We start from the raw sequence: 18,602 nt of genomic DNA, 5'->3' as shown, positions 1-18,602 counted from the left end.
GCTGATAGAAACAGAAGCCACTGGAGCACCTCAAAAACACCATCATACACTAAATCAGTAAGTTGGCAGCATCACCTATAACGCCATCAATGACTTTGGATCGTCAGCGGAAATGATCACTAAAAATGTTGATTGATTAATATCTTTTCAGGAGAAATAGCTCAATGTCACGGAAGACCGTTTCACGTACTTTTTCTTCCTTTTCTATCTCTGTGGTGGCGGTTGCTGTTGCCAGCACGTTTTCTGCACATGCCGGAAAGTTTAACCCCAAATTCCTGGAGGACGTTCAGGGTGTGGGTCAGCATGTCGATTTAACGATGTTCGAAAAAGGCCAGGAACAGCAGTTACCCGGCATCTATCGTGTCTCTGTTTACGTCAATGAACAGAGAATGGAAACCCGCACACTGGAATTTAAAGAGGCCACAGAAGCACAGCGCAAAGCGATGGGGGAATCCCTTGTGCCTTGCCTTAGCCGGACGCAACTGGCAGAGATGGGCGTGCGCGTTGAAAGCTTTCCGACCCTGAATCAGGTGCCTGCCGAAGCCTGCGTACCGTTTGACGAAATCATTCCCCAGGCCTCAAGCCATTTCGACTTCAGTGAACAAAAGCTGGTATTAAGTTTCCCTCAGGCGGCGATGCACCAGGTGGCGCGCGGCACGGTGCCGGAATCTTTATGGGACGAAGGTATCCCGGCATTATTGCTGGATTACAGTTTTAGCGGGAGCAACAGTGAATATGACTCTTCGGGGTCTTCCAGCAGTTATGTCGATGATAATGGCACTGTTCATCATGATGATGGTAAAGATACGCTAAAGAGCGACAGCTACTACCTCAACTTACGCAGCGGGCTGAACCTTGGCGCTTGGCGGTTACGGAATTACAGTACCTGGAGCCATTCCGGTGGCAAAGCGCAGTGGGATAATATCGGTACGTCTTTGAGTAGGGCCATCATCCCTTTCAAAGCGCAATTAACAATGGGGGATACGGCGACCGCGGGGGATATTTTTGACAGCGTTCAGATGCGTGGCGCGATGTTAGCCTCTGATGAAGAGATGCTGCCCGACAGCCAGCGAGGCTTTGCACCCATCGTTCGAGGGATCGCCAAAAGCAACGCCGAAGTCAGTATTGAACAAAACGGCTACGTTATTTATCGCACCTATGTGCAGCCTGGTGCCTTTGAAATAAACGATCTTTACCCCACTGCAAACAGCGGTGATCTCACGGTCATTATTAAAGAAGCGGATGGCAGTGAACAACGCTTTATTCAGCCATTCTCATCGGTGCCAATTTTCCAGCGTGAAGGCCATCTCAAATATAGCTTTGCCGCAGGTGAATATCAGGCCGGGAATTATGACAGCGCCTCGCCGCGTTTCGGGCAGCTTGATCTGATCTACGGTTTACCGTGGGGGATGACGGCCTACGGCGGCGTATTAATCTCTAATAATTACAATGCATTTGCATTAGGGATAGGGAAAAACTTTGGTTATATCGGGGCGATTTCCATTGATGTGACGCAGGCTAAAAGCGAACTGAATAACGATCGCGATAGCCAGGGACAATCTTATCGTTTCTTATATTCCAAGAGCTTCGAAAGCGGCACCGATTTCCGCCTTGCGGGCTATCGGTACTCTACCAGCGGTTTCTATACCTTCCAGGAAGCCACCGATGTGCGCAGTGACGCTGACAGCGACTATAACCGTTATCACAAGCGCAGCGAAATACAGGGTAACCTGACGCAGCAATTAGGGGCCTATGGCTCTGTTTATTTAAATTTAACGCAGCAGGATTACTGGAACGACGCAGGTAAACAGAACACGGTATCGGCGGGTTACAACGGACGTATTGGCAAGGTCAGTTACAGTATTGCATATAGCTGGAATAAAAGCCCTGAATGGGATGAAAGCGATCGCTTGTGGTCTTTCAATATTTCCGTTCCACTAGGCCGGGCCTGGAGTAACTATCGCGTCACGACCGACCAGGATGGTCGTACCAATCAACAGGTTGGGGTCAGCGGAACGCTGCTTGAGGATCGCAACCTGAGCTACAGTGTCCAGGAAGGCTACGCCAGCAACGGTGTGGGTAACAGCGGTAACGCTAACGTTGGCTATCAGGGTGGGTCCGGTAATGTCAACGTAGGCTATAGCTACGGGAAAGATTACCGGCAGCTCAACTACAGCGTTCGCGGCGGCGTGATAGTTCATAGCGAAGGCGTGACGCTTTCCCAACCGCTAGGCGAAACCATGACGCTCATCTCCGTACCCGGTGCGCGCAATGCCCGCGTGGTGAATAACGTCGGCGTTCAGGTTGACTGGATGGGTAACGCGATCGTGCCTTACGCCATGCCGTATCGTGAAAACGAAATCTCACTGCGTAGCGATTCGTTGGGTGACGATGTTGACGTTGAAAATGCGTTCCAGAAAGTGGTGCCAACGCGTGGAGCGATTGTCAGAGCGCGTTTTGATACCCGCGTTGGTTACCGCGTATTAATGACGCTGCTTCGTTCCGCGGGCAGTCCGGTGCCCTTTGGAGCAACGGCAACGCTAATCACCGATAAACAAAACGAGGTGAGCAGTATCGTCGGTGAGGAAGGGCAGCTCTATATTAGCGGGATGCCAGAGGAAGGGCGGGTACTGATTAAATGGGGTAATGACGCGTCGCAGCAATGCGTGGCTCCATATAAATTATCCCTGGAATTAAAACAGGGCGGAATTGTTCCTGTTTCAGCCAATTGCCAGTAAGCAAGGAGAGCGAAATGAAAGCGGCAATAGCATTATCTTTATTAGGATGCGTATTCGGATTTTCTGGCAAGGCATTGGCCGGAGGTTCCTGGGGGCCATGTACCCCTGTGGATGGCACGACCTATCACTATAACGTCGATGTGGATGTCGGTGTTCCCGATGCAAGTAAAAACGTCGCAGGGACGGTTTTAACGGATGTCCTTAACTGGTCGAATGGACAAAATGTATCGATAATTTGTGAATGTCCTGATAAGGGTGACTATAAAATTGAAAAAGATACGTTGATACAAGGGGTTAGTGGAATAGCGAATATGACCAGGGATATCGGTGGTTTTAAGTATTATTACTTAACCGATGAACTGTCTGTATCTACAAAAATTCAGGTAAGTTCGGGGCAATATGGTTTTGTCCCCTTTAAAGGTCAACAGGCGCTTCAGGTAACGGGCTGTAATGAAGTCATCACTACTCCTTATATGGGCGGAGGAGGATTACTTTCTTTCTTGATTACTAAACCCTTTATCGGCGATTCAGTCATTCCCCCTACATTAATTGCCGAACTGTATGCCTCCAAAACAAATAAAGATTACGGAACAATACCCATAACTTCCGTATCTATTCAGGGCCGCGTCACCATAACTCAGGATTGCGAAATAAAGCCCGGCACGGTGCTGGATGTGCCATTTGGTGAATTCCCCTCCTCAGCGTTTAAAAACAGACAAGGGCAAATGCCTGAAGGTGCGACAGAGCAAGAAATTAACCTCGGCTTTGATTGCAACAATATCTCGGATGGTATCAAAGTCTCGTTGCGCCTTGAGGGGGCAACCAATGCTGACGATCCCCGAGCGGTGGATATGGGCAACCCCGATATTGGCGTACTGGTGAAAGATTCCAGCGGCAAAATTTTGGTACCGAATGATGCAAGCAGCACCACGTTATTAAATTTGAGCAGCCTGGATTCTAAAACTCACCGCAATGCCGCGATTCGACTGCTGGCTTTACCGATTAGCACGACGGGTAAAGCGCCTAAAGGCGGGACGTTTGAAGGCGTAACGACCATATATCTTGAAATGGAGTGATGCCATGAAATTCAATCTATTGCTGCATAGCGGCATCGCCAGTTTGAGTCTGTTTGCCTGCGGGGTGAATGCGGCGACGGATCTTGGCCCGGCAGGGGATATTCATTTCTCCATCACTATCACCACTAAAGCTTGCGAGATGGAAAAAAGCGATCTCGAAGTCGATATGGGAACAATGACGCTGCAAAAACCTGCGGCAGTCGGTACGGTGTTGAGCAAGAAAGATTTCACCATTGAACTCAAAGAGTGTGATGGGATATCCAAAGCGACCGTTGAGATGGACAGTCAGTCGGACAGCGATGATGATTCCATGTTTGCCCTTGAGGCTGGTGGCGCAACGGGGGTTGCGTTGAAGATAGAGGACGATAAAGGAACGCAGCAAGTACCCAAAGGCTCCAGCGGAACGCCGATTGAATGGGCGATTGATGGCGAAACCACGTCGCTTCACTACCAGGCGAGTTATGTGGTCGTCAACACTCAGGCCACTGGTGGCACAGCGAATGCCCTTGTCAATTTTTCCATCACCTATGAGTAAGTTACTGGGCCAGCATCCTGGCCCAACCTATCTCTGAATAGTCGTTAATCCGTTAAAATGGTCTATTCCGGACTTGCACTTTTGTAAATTTGTGCTTCATGCACACTCTTTCCCCACACTTTTTCCCTTTGCTGTGGTCTACTTATTCGCGCGTGTAGATTTTACTTATCTGACTACCTCCGCACTTTTCCCCTGCTGGGCCTGAAAAGCCGCTAAGCAGGGTGTTATCACCTGTTTGTCCAGGGTTTGTTTGCATGAGATACATCAAATCGATTACACAGCAGAAGCTGAGCTTTTTGCTTGCAATCTATATTGGCCTTTTTATGAATGGCGCGGTTTTTTACCGCCGCTTCGGCAGCTATGCGCACGATTTTACCGTCTGGAAAGGCATTTCTGCTGTTGTTGAACTGGCCGCCACCGTACTGGTGACCTTCTTTTTACTACGTCTTCTTTCGCTGTTTGGCCGCCGCAGTTGGCGTATTCTGGCATCGCTGGTTGTGCTCTTTTCCGCAGGTGCCAGCTATTACATGACCTTCCTTAATGTGGTCATTGGTTATGGCATCATCGCTTCCGTCATGACCACCGATATCGACCTGTCAAAAGAAGTTGTTGGTCTGAACTTTATTCTCTGGTTAATCGCCGTTAGCGCATTGCCTCTTATCCTTATCTGGAATAACCGCTGTCGCTACACCTTGCTCCGACAACTGCGAACCCCAGGGCAGCGTATTCGCAGCCTGGCGGTCGTCGTACTGGCGGGAATTATGGTTTGGGCACCGATTCGTTTGCTGGATATCCAGCAGAAGAAAGTGGAGAGGGCGACCGGCGTTGATTTGCCGAGTTATGGCGGTGTCGTAGCGAACTCTTATCTGCCATCAAACTGGCTTTCTGCGTTGGGGCTGTACGCCTGGGCGCGGGTCGATGAATCTTCCGATAATAATTCATTGCTTAACCCGGCGAAGAAATTCACTTATCAGGCACCGCAAAATGTTAATGACACTTATGTCGTGTTTATCATCGGTGAAACTACGCGTTGGGACCATATGGGCATTTTCGGCTATGAGCGTAATACCACGCCGAAGCTGGCCCAGGAGAAAAATCTGGCGGCGTTCCGTGGTTACTCCTGTGATACCGCAACCAAACTCTCTCTGCGTTGCATGTTTGTACGTCAGGGGGGCGCGGAAGATAATCCGCAGCGCACATTAAAAGAACAGAACATTTTCGCGGTACTGAAGCAGTTAGGATTCAGTTCTGACCTCTACGCTATGCAGAGCGAAATGTGGTTCTACAGCAATACGATGGCGGACAATATTGCTTACCGTGAACAGATTGGTGCGGAGCCACGTAACCGTGGCAAGCCGGTAGATGATATGTTGCTGGTAGACGAAATGCAGCAATCGCTGGGGCGCAACCCGGATGGTAAGCATCTAATCATTCTGCATACCAAAGGTTCGCACTTTAACTACACCCAGCGTTACCCGCGCAGCTTTGCGCAGTGGAAGCCGGAATGTATTGGTGTTGATAGCGGATGTACCAAAGCGCAGATGATCAACTCCTATGACAACTCGGTGACCTATGTGGATCACTTTATCTCCAGTGTGATTGATCAGGTTCGCGATAAGAAAGCTATTGTGTTCTACGCCGCTGACCACGGCGAGTCAATTAATGAACGCGAGCACCTGCACGGCACGCCGCGTGAACTGGCACCGGCGGAGCAGTTCCGCGTACCGATGATGGTCTGGATGTCAGATAAATATCTGGAAAATCCGGTCAATGCGCAGGCGTTTGCGCAGCTGAAAAAAGCAGCCGACATGAAAGTGCCACGCCGTCACGTAGAGCTGTACGACACCATCATGGGTTGTCTTGGCTATACTTCACCGGATGGTGGAATTAACGAAAACAACAACTGGTGTCACATCCCGCAGACAAAAGAGGCAGTGGCTAACTAAGAGGCCTGCTGACTTTCTCGCCGATCAAAAGGCATTTTGCTATTAAGGGATTGACGAGGGCGTATCTGCGCAGTAAGATGCGCCCCGCATTCGGTGATTGGCGCAGCCTGGTAGCGCACTTCGTTCGGGACGAAGGGGTCGGAGGTTCGAATCCTCTATCACCGACCAATTTAGAAAAACCAGCCTACGGGCTGGTTTTTTGCTTTCTGCGATCTGAAGAGGATGAGAACCTCCGGGGGCAGGGAGGTTCGACTCGACGTAGGCCTGATAAGACGCGTCAGCGTCGCATCAGGCAACGGCAGCGCACTCATTGTCGGATGCAGCGTACCCGTCTTATCCGACCTAAACGGCAGCACACCACACATTTCCCTGCCAAATTTGCGCCCCATATCTCACTATCCATTAACGGATTTGTGACAGAAACCATTGTCTTTTTTTATATTTGCTTAAATCTTTTTTTGCGTTACTTATGGCTGGCGCTGGCATTTTCCGCTGTGCGTTTTAGCGTTCATGGTATTAATCGCTCAGATATCCACCTTTTCCTCAGATTTTTTTCATTAAATGCATAAAACTTAATCACCAAATGTTGCTAAATATTAAGCTGATTGTTCTGGTCATGTTGGAGTAGCACAAATTTCTCTGCTGCAAATAGCTGTTTGAAGTTTTTTTAATCTTTGTTTGTGGATTCTCACCGTTGGTGTAAATCCCGGTTGGCTGTATTGACGTTTTCACATTCTGTTGACAGATTGTAGGTCACGAGGGGCATTTTATGGAGGATCCGCACTGTTACACTGATGTTAATTAGTACGGCATCCCCACCTCATAACGTTGACCCGACCGGGCAAAAAACAAAAAAGGTCAGGCAGCGACAACCCACTGCAAAGGGTTAAAACAACAAACATCACAATTGGAGCAGAATAATGCGTATTTCCTTGAAAAAGTCAGGGATGCTGAAGCTTGGTCTCAGCCTGGTGGCTATGACCGTCGCAGCAAGTGTTCAGGCTAAAACTCTGGTTTATTGCTCAGAAGGATCTCCGGAAGGGTTTAACCCGCAGCTGTTTACCTCCGGTACCACCTATGACGCCTCTTCCGTACCGCTTTATAACCGCCTGGTTGAATTTAAAATCGGCACCACCGAAGTGATCCCGGGCCTCGCTGAAAAGTGGGAAGTCAGCGAAGACGGTAAAACCTATACCTTCCATCTGCGTAAAGGTGTGAAGTGGCACGACAATAAAGAATTCAAACCGACGCGCGAAATGAATGCCGATGACGTGGTGTTCTCGTTCGATCGTCAGAAAAACGCGCAAAACCCGTACCATAAAGTTTCTGGCGGCAGCTACGAATACTTCGAAGGCATGGGCTTGCCGGAGCTGATCAGCGAAGTGAAAAAGGTGGACGACAACACCGTTCAGTTTGTGCTGACTCGCCCGGAAGCGCCGTTCCTCGCTGACCTGGCAATGGACTTCGCCTCTATTCTGTCAAAAGAATATGCTGATGCGATGATGAAAGCCGGTACACCGGAAAAACTGGACCTCAACCCAATCGGAACCGGTCCGTTCCAGTTACAGCAGTATCAAAAAGATTCCCGTATCCGCTACAAAGCGTTTGATGGCTACTGGGGCACCAAACCGCAGATCGATACGCTGGTTTTCTCTATTACCCCTGACGCTTCCGTGCGTTACGCTAAATTGCAGAAAAATGAATGCCAGGTGATGCCGTACCCGAACCCGGCAGATATCGCCCGCATGAAGCAGGATAAATCTATCAACCTGATGGAAATGCCGGGGCTGAACGTCGGTTATCTCTCGTATAACGTGCAGAAAAAACCACTCGATGACGTGAAAGTTCGCCAGGCTCTGACCTACGCGGTGAACAAAGACGCGATCATCAAAGCGGTTTATCAGGGCGCGGGTGTATCAGCGAAAAACCTGATCCCGCCAACCATGTGGGGCTATAACGACGACGTTCAGGACTACACCTACGATCCTGAAAAAGCGAAAGCCTTGCTGAAAGAAGCGGGTCTGGAAAAAGGTTTCTCCATCGACCTGTGGGCGATGCCGGTACAACGTCCGTATAACCCGAACGCTCGCCGCATGGCGGAGATGATTCAGGCAGACTGGGCGAAAGTGGGCGTGCAGGCCAAAATTGTCACTTACGAATGGGGTGAGTACCTCAAGCGTGCGAAAGATGGCGAGCACCAGACGGTAATGATGGGCTGGACTGGCGATAACGGGGATCCGGATAACTTCTTCGCCACCCTGTTCAGCTGCGCCGCCTCTGAACAAGGCTCCAACTACTCAAAATGGTGCTACAAACCGTTTGAAGATCTGATTCAACCGGCGCGTGCTACCGACGACCATAACAAACGCGTTGAACTGTACAAGCAAGCGCAGGTGGTGATGCACGATCAGGCTCCGGCACTGATCATCGCTCACTCCACCGTGTTTGAACCGGTACGCAAAGAAGTTAAAGGCTATGTGGTTGATCCATTAGGCAAACATCACTTCGAAAACGTCTCTATCGAATAATTAAAAGCCATACAAGACTGATGGCAAAGGCAAAACTGCCTGATGCGCTCCGCTTATCAGGCCTACGAAAATTCTGCAATGTATTGAGTTTGCACGATTTTGTAGGCCGGATAAGGCGTTAACGCCGCATCCGGCATAAACAAAGCGCTCTTTGTCAACAATCTGCATACCCGGTGGTGCTGTGCCTCTGCGTGCAGCGCCATCCGGCAGCAATACTTCATTCCCTGTCCGATAAGGGCGGGAATTGATTTGTGAGCAATACAGACACGCAGTTCCAGGCTGCGGGTCACTATAGAGAATCCGGGTTATGTTGCAGTTTATTCTCCGACGTTTGGGACTCGTCATCCCCACGTTTATCGGTATTACCCTTCTCACATTTGCCTTTGTCCACATGATCCCGGGCGATCCGGTGATGATCATGGCGGGCGAACGTGGGATCTCCCCAGAGCGTCACGCGCAGCTGCTGGCTGAACTCGGCTTAGATAAACCGATGTGGCAGCAGTATCTCCATTACATTTGGGGCGTTATGCATGGCGATCTAGGTATTTCAATGAAAAGCCGCATCCCGGTTTGGGAAGAGTTCGTGCCGCGCTTCCAGGCCACGCTGGAACTTGGTGTCTGCGCGATGATTTTTGCTACGGCAGTCGGTATTCCGGTTGGTGTGCTGGCTGCGGTTAAACGCGGTTCCATTTTCGATCACACTGCGGTTGGCCTGGCACTGACCGGCTACTCGATGCCGATCTTCTGGTGGGGCATGATGCTGATCATGCTGGTTTCGGTGCACTGGAACCTGACGCCCGTCTCCGGTCGCGTGAGCGATATGGTGTTCCTCGATGACTCCAATCCGTTAACCGGTTTTATGCTGATCGACACCGCCATCTGGGGTGAAGACGGCAACTTTATCGATGCCGTCGCCCATATGATCTTGCCCGCCATTGTGCTGGGTACCATCCCGCTGGCGGTCATTGTGCGTATGACGCGCTCCTCGATGCTGGAAGTGCTGGGTGAAGATTACATCCGCACCGCGCGCGCCAAAGGGTTGACCCGCATGCGGGTGATTATCGTCCATGCGCTGCGTAACGCGATGCTGCCGGTAGTGACCGTTATCGGCCTCCAGGTGGGAACATTGCTGGCGGGGGCGATTCTGACCGAAACCATCTTCTCGTGGCCCGGTCTGGGGCGCTGGTTGATTGACGCACTGCAACGCCGCGACTATCCGGTAGTGCAGGGCGGCGTATTGCTGGTGGCGACGATGATTATCCTCGTCAACCTGCTGGTCGATCTGCTGTACGGCGTGGTGAACCCGCGTATTCGTCATAAGAAGTAAGGGGACATCATGTCACAGGTTACTGAAAATAAAGTGATTAGCGCACCGGTGCCGATGACCCCGTTACAGGAGTTCTGGCACTATTTTAAACGCAACAAAGGCGCGGTCGTCGGGCTGGTTTACGTCGTCATCGTGCTGTTTATCGCGATCTTTGCCAACTGGATTGCGCCCTATAACCCGGCTGAACAGTTCCGCGATGCACTGCTCGCCCCGCCAGCCTGGCAGGAAGGCGGCAGCATGGCGCACTTGCTGGGCACCGATGACGTAGGCCGTGATGTGCTGTCGCGGCTGATGTACGGCGCGCGCTTGTCGCTGCTGGTTGGCTGTCTGGTGGTGGTGTTATCGCTGATTATGGGCGTTATTCTCGGCCTGATCGCCGGTTACTTCGGCGGCCTGGTCGATAACATCATCATGCGCGTGGTCGATATCATGCTGGCGCTGCCAAGTCTGCTGTTGGCACTGGTGCTGGTGGCGATTTTCGGCCCGTCGATTGGTAACGCCGCGCTGGCGCTAACCTTCGTTGCCTTGCCGCACTATGTGCGCTTAACCCGCGCCGCCGTGCTGGTGGAGGTGAATCGCGATTACGTTACAGCTTCTCGCGTGGCAGGTGCCGGGGCGATGCGCCAGATGTTTATTAACATCTTCCCGAACTGCCTTGCGCCGCTGATTGTTCAGGCGTCGCTCGGTTTCTCTAACGCCATTCTCGATATGGCTGCTCTTGGTTTCCTCGGCATGGGGGCGCAGCCGCCAACGCCGGAGTGGGGCACCATGCTCTCCGACGTGTTGCAGTTCGCGCAAAGCGCCTGGTGGGTCGTGACCTTCCCGGGTCTGGCGATCCTGCTGACGGTGCTGGCATTTAACCTGATGGGTGACGGTCTGCGTGACGCGCTCGATCCCAAACTGAAGCAGTAAGAGGTTCGAGATGGCGTTATTAAATGTAGATAAATTATCGGTGCATTTCGGCGACGAAAGCGCACCGTTCCGCGCCGTAGACCGCATCAGCTACAGCGTAAAACAGGGCGAAGTAGTCGGGATTGTGGGTGAGTCTGGCTCCGGTAAGTCGGTCAGTTCGCTGGCGATTATGGGGCTGATTGATTATCCGGGCCGCGTGATGGCGGAAAAGCTGGAGTTTAACGGTCAGGATTTGCAGCGTATCTCGGAAAAAGAGCGCCGCAACCTGGTGGGTGCCGAAGTGGCGATGATCTTCCAGGACCCGATGACCAGCCTTAACCCGTGCTACACCGTGGGTTTCCAGATTATGGAAGCGATTAAGGTGCATCAGGGCGGTAATAAGAGTACTCGCCGTCAGCGGGCGATTGACCTGCTGAATCAGGTCGGTATTCCCGATCCGGCATCGCGTCTGGATGTTTACCCGCATCAGCTTTCCGGCGGCATGAGCCAGCGCGTGATGATCGCCATGGCGATTGCCTGTCGGCCAAAACTGCTGATTGCCGATGAACCAACCACTGCGCTGGACGTGACCATTCAGGCGCAAATCATTGAACTACTGCTGGAGCTACAGCAGAAAGAGAACATGGCGCTGGTGTTAATTACCCATGACCTGGCGCTGGTGGCGGAAGCGGCACATAAAATCATCGTGATGTATGCCGGTCAGGTGGTGGAAACGGGCGATGCGCACGCCATCTTCCATGCGCCGCGTCACCCGTATACTCAGGCATTGCTGCGTGCGCTGCCGGAATTTGCTCAGGACAAAGAACGTCTGGCATCGTTGCCTGGCGTTGTTCCCGGCAAGTACGACCGCCCGAACGGCTGCCTGCTTAACCCGCGCTGCCCCTATGCCACTGACAGATGTCGCGCTGAAGAACCGGCGCTGAATATGCTCGCTGACGGGCGTCAGTCCAAATGCCATTACCCACTTGATGATGCCGGGAGGCCGACACTATGAGTACGCAAGAGGCCACCTCGCAACAACCGCTGTTGCAGGCTATCGACCTGAAAAAACATTATCCGGTGAAGAAAGGTATGTTCGCTCCGGAACGTCTGGTGAAGGCGCTGGACGGCGTTTCGTTTAACCTTGAACGTGGCAAAACGCTGGCGGTAGTAGGTGAATCTGGCTGCGGTAAATCGACCCTCGGTCGGTTGCTGACGATGATTGAAACGCCCACCGGCGGCGAGCTGTATTACCAGGGGCAGGATCTGCTTAAGCACGATCCGCAGGCGCAGAAGCTGCGTCGGCAGAAAATCCAGATTGTCTTCCAGAACCCTTACGGTTCGCTGAATCCGCGTAAAAAAGTCGGGCAAATTCTTGAAGAGCCGCTGCTGATCAACACCAGTTTAAGCAAAGAACAGCGTCGGGAAAAAGCCCTGTCGATGATGGCGAAAGTCGGCCTGAAAACCGAGCACTATGACCGCTATCCGCATATGTTCTCCGGCGGACAACGTCAGCGTATCGCTATTGCCCGTGGTCTGATGCTCGACCCGGACGTGGTGATTGCCGATGAACCGGTCTCCGCGCTGGACGTCTCGGTGCGTGCACAGGTGCTCAACCTGATGATGGATTTGCAGCAGGAACTGGGGCTTTCTTATGTCTTCATCTCCCACGACCTGTCGGTGGTGGAGCACATTGCTGATGAAGTGATGGTGATGTACCTGGGCCGCTGCGTGGAGAAGGGAACGAAAGACCAAATCTTCAATAACCCGCGTCATCCGTACACTCAGGCGCTACTTTCCGCTACACCACGCCTGAACCCGGACGATCGCCGCGAGCGCATCAAACTCACCGGTGAACTGCCAAGCCCGCTGAATCCACCGCCGGGCTGCGCGTTTAACGCCCGCTGTCGTCGGCGCTTCGGCCCCTGCACCCAGTTGCAGCCGCAGCTAAAAGACTACGGCGGTCAACTGGTAGCTTGTTTTGCTGTTGATCAGGATGAAAATCCGCAGCGTTAACTCACAAAACCGGGGCCATGCGCTCCGGTTTACTCAATCAGCTTCAACAGTGGCGACAAGCATAGCAAAATGCCGTAAAGCAGAATCAGCCAGGCTTTAAATCCGCGAAGTTTTTCCAGTTGTGCGACTTTATAGATCAGGAAAAACGGAATGAGGCACGACACAATGCCATATAATGGGCTTCCCAACTGAAAGAACACCAGCACCGATACACGAAACGAAACCCAAATCGTCAACGTAATGACGATAAAAGCGCAGATCGCCAGAGTCAGCATGCGTGAGTTAATTTTCTTGGTATCAATAATTCGGCTTAACAGATTGAGAATAATGCCTTTAATGGCCTCGTGGAAACCGAGATAAATGCCAAAGAATGCGGTCAGTACGGCAAAGATATTCAGCACCGTAGAGGTGATATGAATGATATGCCCAGGGATCACCTGCGCGGCCAGTGCCAGTGCCGAGATATTTTGTTCAAAGGCAGAAACGGCTTCTTCGTGGCTAATTGAGAAGGTAAACGAAAAGGCAAAAAACAGTATCACCGCGATGAGCGTGATATAACTAATTCGGTGGGTACGCAGCGCGAGCCGGGTTGCCAGTACTTTATCCGCTTCCCGTTTACGATAGGCAATATTCATTGGGTTAAGTACCTGAATAAATACTGCAGAAAAGAAGCAAAATGGAATGGTAAGCAGGACATCGCGGAAAAAGACGGAGGCTTGCGGGAAGGCGGTTATATTGGCGAAATTCCAGTGCGGGATCATCGCAAAACCGAACACGACAATAATCCCTACTTTGACCACCACCATTGGCCCAGAAATCTTAAACAGTAATCGTTCACCACCAGACGCAATCGCTACCAGTACGGCGAAAATAGCGACTTTATAAAGTAGAGATTGTGAAAGATCGGCATCGGTTAAACCGAAGGTTTTCAGGTACGAGGCGCTGTCGAAAACCACGGAGAGAGAGTAGATAAAAATCCCGTGGATAATCATCAAAAAGTAGATAACCCCGAGGAAAATTCCCCAGTTCTTCCCCAGGTAATGACTGATAATATCGGTGTAGTCATTACAGGAATCGCTTTCAGAAAGGGTTTTTAAATAAATGTCCTGCACTACCCAGGTGGCAGGATAAGCAATGATCGCTGCGGTAATAAATACCCAAATTCCCTTCAAGCCAATTTGTACTGGCATCAGTACGGTTCCGGCACCAATCGCCATGCCTATGCATAATAAAACCCAGCCGAAGTCGTAGCGTGTAAACGGCAATTTCTGATCGTGTTTCGGTAGTGTGTTGTGCTGCATAAAGTCCTGTCCAGAAAGAAGTCGGCCTCGCAAAAATGAATAAACCCAGTTTCTCTTGCGCAACAGGTGGAGAAGTCGAATACGCAGTATGTAAAAAATGAGGCAACAGATTCACTGGGGAGGTCGCGAGGAGGCGCAATTCTACAAAATTGCGCATTTCACTACCAGTCTGGAGTCAGCCCGGATATGAACTGCAACTATTGCAAATTAAGAAATTAAGCTGGAAGGCATCACGCAATGAGGAAGATTGCCGAGTGCTGACAGTAAAAAGCAATCGTAAAATTAGCGGCAAGCCGGAAGGGTTCCGGTGAGGCGCAATGTTGCGGGGGCTTAATCCCTGGTGGCATTGGTTGCTGGAGAGAGAAAACCCCCGCACGTTGCAGGTATGCACCTGACAACACCACGGGGGCTAATCTTGAACCTAGACCATTCAAGAATAGCCGCGAAACGTTGTCATTACAACACAGGCGGCTATATGACGCTCGCAGAACTGGGCATGGCCTTCTGGCATGATTTAGCGGCTCCGGTCATTGCTGGCATTCTTGCCAGTATGATCGTGAACTGGCTGAACAAGCGGAAGTAACGTGTCATGCGGGCGTCAGGCTGCCGTAATGGCAATTTGCGCCCGGACCAGGCCGCAGGGGTGAAACTCTGCGGCCTTTTTCGTAAGAAAAATGCAACGATTGCAAGCGGATAATATTCTGCGGAATGCGCAGCACAGAGTGAAGACGTGACGGATTCCGGAACAGAAAAACAGTCGTAGAATCAGCGATAAGCCGGAAGGATTCCGGTGATGCGCAATGTTGCGGGGGCTTAATCCCTGGTGGCATTGGTTGCTGGAGAGAGAAAACCCCCGCACGTTGCAGGTATGCACCTGACAACACCACGGGGGCTAATCTTGAACCTAGACCATTCAAGAATAGCCGCGAAACGTTGTCATTACAACACAGGCGGCTATATGACGCTCGCAGAACTGGGCATGGCCTTCTGGCATGATTTAGCGGCTCCGGTCATTGCTGGCATTCTTGCCAGTATGATCGTGAACTGGCTGAACAAGCGGAAGTAACGTGTCATGCGGGCGTCAGGCTGCCGTAATGGCAATTTGCGCCCGGACCAGGCCGCAGGGGTGAAACTCTGCGGCCTTTTTCGTGCTTACTGCGGGTAAGGCACCCAGTCGCCGCCGTTCAGGCGAACGTACGGTTTATCCTGGTATTGAATAACTACTGCATTTGAGTTCTCGGAGACCGGTGCTGTTTGTGGCAACCCACTGGTGAGTTTTTTCCAGTCAACATTATCTTCGGTGAAAATCTTGCCATCAAGAACGCGAACCACCAGATCGGAGATAGCCAGGAAGCTGCTCGGTTGGTCGATGACAATCGGTGCCCCCTGATGTGGTGCCTTCATGCCGAAGAATTTCACCCCAACGGGGACGTCGGTGATAGACGGGCTAGGGATATCACGTAGGCCAGATACCTGCATTCTGTCGCCCTTCAGCGCGCCGCCGTGTTCCGGCACCACGACCACCATCACTTTACGACCCGATTTCTCCAGTTCAGTAAAGAAGGCGTCCAGTTCATCAAAGAATTTCTGCGCCCGCGCTTTGTAATCCGCTGTTTTGCTGACGCCCGGATAATGGTTGCCGTCATGCAGTGGAAGCGTGTTGTAGAACGTGGCACTACGGCTGTTTTTATCTTTTTCGGTAACGTCCAGCCAGCGGTTAAGCACGGCGGTATCGTCATAAACCGGCGAACCATCAAAGCCCAGCAAAATAACCGGCAGATTTGTTTGATCCATCAATTCAGTCTGCATGCCGCCATTTTCGCGAACTTCTTTCAAAAAACCGCCGAACTGGCCGTTATATCCCATCATCAGGTGCTGGGTAAAGCCCAGTTTCGACAGGTTATCAAACAGATAGCAGTCGTTATTTGCCGGTTGATACAGATTAGTGTGCGAAGTCTGCCCGCAGCTGGCGCGCAGTAAACGGATCGCTGCCGGGCCACTGTAGGAGGTGGCGGAGTTAAAGTTCTTGAACTCAATATCGAAATGCGACCACAGCGGATGCGACATCAACCCGGCGGCTTCTATATCCGACCAGGAAAGCGAACAGATATTAATCACCAGTAGTTCAAATGGCTGAGCATCAGCGGGCAGCGAAGACGGGAAGATCGATTTACGTTTCGCCTCCGCGTTATAGAAATTATTCAGCCAGGCGTTAAGGTTCGCCGTTGTTGGCGGTGCAGTTTGTGCGGGCATATCACCCACTACCGGTGCGCCACCCGTCGCCGCAACGGTTGCCGCTGCGTTACCACCCGTCGTTGTTACAGTGGTCGTCGGTTGACCGGCTGGCCACAAGGAGAAACTTGGTCCCGCCAGGGTAAGTACGTTCAGCCATAGCAGTATGGCAACCACAAAAACGGTAATGCGAATCCATTGTGACAAGAATAACCAGGCCACTAATAAAACAAAAATGGCCCCAATCATCTGCCAGTTAATAAAGCGTGTGACAAGGTCGATTAAATAATCGGTACTGAACCCCGCCACCTGCGAACCCTGGCTCATTATGCTTTCCGGGCCAGGCAACCAGGTGTCATGCCAGAACAAAGCAAAGCCGATCGGCAGGGCAATCCAGTGGCGCAAGCGATGCAGGCTGTAGCGCGGAATGGGCATCAGCAGAAACGCGGCAAACACCAAATTGAGGAGCGGATGGAAGTTAAGATATCCCGCCCACAACAGGCCGAACTTAACCAGAAAATAGAAGTTCCAGCCGGAAAGGCCGCGCCAGTATTGCCAGAGGGAAGAAGGCATGGCGGTATTTTGCGTAAATTGAGTCATTTTTTGGTTGCCCTGGCTTTTTCCGTGCGGCGTAACGTCCCAGCCGGTTTAACATAACGAGGTTTAGCAAAGAACAAACGTAAGGTGTCGCGAATGCGTCGCAAAGAGTGCCGCGCCAGATAGCCCAGCGGGAAAAATATCAGTGCGCAAACGACAATAATTTCAATGATATCGCTGATGGTCATCATGATGAGCGCTCCACAGCATCATCTAACAGTCGCATGGGTTCTGGTATTCGTCGCCAGTGGCGACCATCGTGCTCGGCATTGATGACCGGTTTAGAACTTTGTGTTAAAGGCAGCGGCATGCCCCATTGTTCTGGGGCAAGCAGGCGCATCTGCACCAGCTCGGCACTGATTTGATCATCTTCAAACCAGACCATACGGTTTGAGAAAATGTCGCCAGTAGGCAATGGGAAAATATGATTCAACGCGGTATCCAGATCGTTAATCCGACAGAATGAGAGAAACAGCACCAGCCGATTACCGCCAATGGTCATGATATCGCCGGTACGGTTAGGGCGACATAGCGTCAGGGCTTGCTCAACGCGGATACCCGGTACCGGACGTAGGGCAACCAGAACACCTTTACCGTGGGCAGGCAAAAGAGGGTTATTCATCATGTTGTTGACGGCATTACAGAACACATCCCACTTCTGGAAACCACGCAGTTTGAGCGGCTGGGTCATTGACAGCAAGGTAGTGATATCTTCCGGCACATAGCGACTAAACTTCTGCCCTTGCACGCTTTCGATCATCGTCAGACAGCGGGAGAGTGGCGCATTCCACGGGATAACCATATTTGCACCGCAGGCCAATAACAAACGTTCATCGGTGGCGCGCAGGCTAGCGGTATTTTCCCGTACGAGGATTTTCATCGCACTACCGCGCTGGCGACGCAGAGTATGAATGCTGCGGGCCAGTGGCTCGATTTGCGCATTTTGCTGTAAAGAAAAGACCACCGTCGCCGCCTGAGCGGTACGGGCTTCATTGAACAGGACTTCGTTATTGTTGAACAGTTGCCAGTGTTCCGATAGCGGCGGCGCACCTTCCAGTACAGCAACATTACTCAGAATGCGTTTTTCGTCGCTGCGTGGTTGGATCTCCGCCTCTTCGCTTTGAACTAATGTCCAGATACCATTTTGTTGCTGAACGCTAAGCTGCTGACGGGCGCTGACCCCTTTTTCGTTGCACCAGAAGGCAATATCCAGCAAATGTTGGTCGCCCTGAAAACGCAAACTGGCAAGACCAAAAAGTGAACGGTATTCCTCAAGCAACAATGAAAATTGTATATCGTTATTATTTCCGGGATTAATTACCAAAAGCGAACAATGGTTTAAGGAAGGTGCGAATAAGCGGGGAAATTCTTCTCGGCTGACTCAGTCATTTCATTTCTTCATGTTTGAGCCGATT

The 18,602-nt window shown here is 51.4% G+C and carries 15 protein-coding genes, 1 tRNA gene and 2 pseudogenes; 13 read left to right on the top strand and 5 right to left on the bottom strand.

What is annotated here, in order from left to right; translation table 11 throughout:
• Positions 1-61 precede the first annotated feature (61 nt).
• The 7 genes and pseudogenes from OQV04_RS18905 to dppA form a co-directional block, all read left to right on the top strand.
• Positions 62-136, top strand: a pseudogene (locus OQV04_RS18905) (long polar fimbrial chaperone LpfB); the annotation flags it as partial.
• Positions 137-164: 28 nt separating this feature from the next.
• Positions 165-2,738: an outer membrane usher protein LpfC gene (gene lpfC, locus OQV04_RS18900; protein WP_032281810.1), complete on the top strand. Its 2,574-nt coding sequence runs from the start codon at positions 165-167 to the stop codon at positions 2,736-2,738.
• A gap of 14 nt (positions 2,739-2,752) precedes the next feature.
• Positions 2,753-3,814: a fimbrial protein gene (locus tag OQV04_RS18895; RefSeq protein ID WP_032281809.1), complete on the top strand. Its 1,062-nt coding sequence runs from the start codon at positions 2,753-2,755 to the stop codon at positions 3,812-3,814.
• A 4-nt stretch (positions 3,815-3,818) separates the two neighbouring features.
• On the top strand, positions 3,819-4,349 hold the full coding sequence (gene lpfE, locus OQV04_RS18890) for a long polar fimbrial protein LpfE (protein ID WP_000671278.1): 531 nt from the start codon (positions 3,819-3,821) through the stop codon (positions 4,347-4,349).
• Positions 4,350-4,603: 254 nt separating this feature from the next.
• Positions 4,604-6,295, top strand: coding sequence for a kdo(2)-lipid A phosphoethanolamine 7''-transferase (gene eptB, locus OQV04_RS18885; RefSeq protein ID WP_001269210.1), 1,692 nt, complete (start codon positions 4,604-4,606; stop codon positions 6,293-6,295).
• 91 nt (positions 6,296-6,386) lie between these two features.
• Positions 6,387-6,463 (top strand) — tRNA-Pro (locus OQV04_RS18880).
• Positions 6,464-7,215: 752 nt separating this feature from the next.
• Positions 7,216-8,823 (top strand): dipeptide ABC transporter substrate-binding protein DppA, encoded by a 1,608-nt coding sequence (gene dppA, locus OQV04_RS18875; protein ID WP_001222888.1) that lies wholly within the window; start codon positions 7,216-7,218, stop codon positions 8,821-8,823.
• Between the two features lie 62 nt (positions 8,824-8,885).
• On the opposite strand, the gene OQV04_RS18870 is transcribed toward dppA, so the two are convergent.
• Entirely contained in the window at positions 8,886-9,113 is a 228-nt protein-coding gene (locus OQV04_RS18870) for a hypothetical protein (RefSeq protein WP_032149962.1), read from the bottom strand.
• 17 nt (positions 9,114-9,130) lie between these two features.
• Between OQV04_RS18870 and dppB the strand changes: the two genes are divergently transcribed.
• The 4 genes from dppB to dppF are packed head-to-tail and all read left to right on the top strand — an operon-like array spanning position 9,131 to position 13,057.
• The gene (dppB, locus tag OQV04_RS18865) at positions 9,131-10,150 is read left to right on the top strand and encodes a dipeptide ABC transporter permease DppB (protein ID WP_000938855.1); all 1,020 of its coding nucleotides are present in this window, start codon (positions 9,131-9,133) and stop codon (positions 10,148-10,150) included.
• 9 nt (positions 10,151-10,159) lie between these two features.
• Positions 10,160-11,062 carry a dipeptide ABC transporter permease DppC gene (gene dppC / locus OQV04_RS18860; RefSeq protein WP_000084677.1) on the top strand — a complete coding sequence of 301 codons (903 nt, stop codon included), beginning with the start codon at positions 10,160-10,162 and terminating at the stop codon, positions 11,060-11,062.
• Between the two features lie 10 nt (positions 11,063-11,072).
• The gene (dppD, locus tag OQV04_RS18855) at positions 11,073-12,056 is read left to right on the top strand and encodes a dipeptide ABC transporter ATP-binding protein (RefSeq protein ID WP_001196486.1); all 984 of its coding nucleotides are present in this window, start codon (positions 11,073-11,075) and stop codon (positions 12,054-12,056) included.
• The gene (gene dppF, locus OQV04_RS18850) at positions 12,053-13,057 is read left to right on the top strand and encodes a dipeptide ABC transporter ATP-binding subunit DppF (protein WP_000107036.1); all 1,005 of its coding nucleotides are present in this window, start codon (positions 12,053-12,055) and stop codon (positions 13,055-13,057) included. The genes dppD and dppF overlap by 4 nt, the downstream gene beginning before the upstream one ends.
• Before the next feature lie 29 nt (positions 13,058-13,086).
• On the opposite strand, the gene OQV04_RS18845 is transcribed toward dppF, so the two are convergent.
• Positions 13,087-14,358 carry an aromatic amino acid transport family protein gene (locus tag OQV04_RS18845; RefSeq protein WP_001313380.1) on the bottom strand — a complete coding sequence of 424 codons (1,272 nt, stop codon included), beginning with the start codon at positions 14,356-14,358 and terminating at the stop codon, positions 13,087-13,089.
• Positions 14,359-14,833: 475 nt separating this feature from the next.
• On the opposite strand from OQV04_RS18845, the gene OQV04_RS18840 reads away from it, so the two are divergent.
• On the top strand, positions 14,834-14,941 hold the full coding sequence (locus tag OQV04_RS18840; protein WP_001295224.1) for a type I toxin-antitoxin system toxin Ldr family protein: 108 nt from the start codon (positions 14,834-14,836) through the stop codon (positions 14,939-14,941).
• Between the two features lie 375 nt (positions 14,942-15,316).
• A complete protein-coding gene (locus tag OQV04_RS18835; protein ID WP_001295224.1) occupies positions 15,317-15,424 on the top strand; it encodes a type I toxin-antitoxin system toxin Ldr family protein in 108 nt (35 codons plus the stop codon).
• A gap of 86 nt (positions 15,425-15,510) precedes the next feature.
• On the opposite strand, the gene bcsG is transcribed toward OQV04_RS18835, so the two are convergent.
• From bcsG to bcsE, 3 genes and pseudogenes are all read right to left on the bottom strand, one after another.
• On the bottom strand, positions 15,511-17,190 hold the full coding sequence (gene bcsG / locus OQV04_RS18830; RefSeq protein ID WP_101969549.1) for a cellulose biosynthesis protein BcsG: 1,680 nt from the start codon (positions 17,188-17,190) through the stop codon (positions 15,511-15,513).
• The gene (bcsF, locus tag OQV04_RS18825; protein ID WP_000988308.1) at positions 17,187-17,378 is read right to left on the bottom strand and encodes a cellulose biosynthesis protein BcsF; all 192 of its coding nucleotides are present in this window, start codon (positions 17,376-17,378) and stop codon (positions 17,187-17,189) included. The genes bcsG and bcsF overlap by 4 nt, the downstream gene beginning before the upstream one ends.
• A pseudogene (bcsE, locus tag OQV04_RS18820) lies at positions 17,375-18,529 on the bottom strand (cellulose biosynthesis protein BcsE); the annotation flags it as partial. The pseudogene bcsE and the gene bcsF, both read right to left, overlap by 4 nt.
• Positions 18,530-18,602 lie beyond the last annotated feature (73 nt).

It is taken from the genome of Escherichia sp. Lx600-2, from assembly GCF_036662595.1.
Lineage (GTDB): Bacteria > Pseudomonadota > Gammaproteobacteria > Enterobacterales > Enterobacteriaceae > Escherichia > Escherichia coli.
Note: the sequence above shows the minus strand (reverse complement) of the source record. Positions and strands in the feature narration are given on the sequence as shown.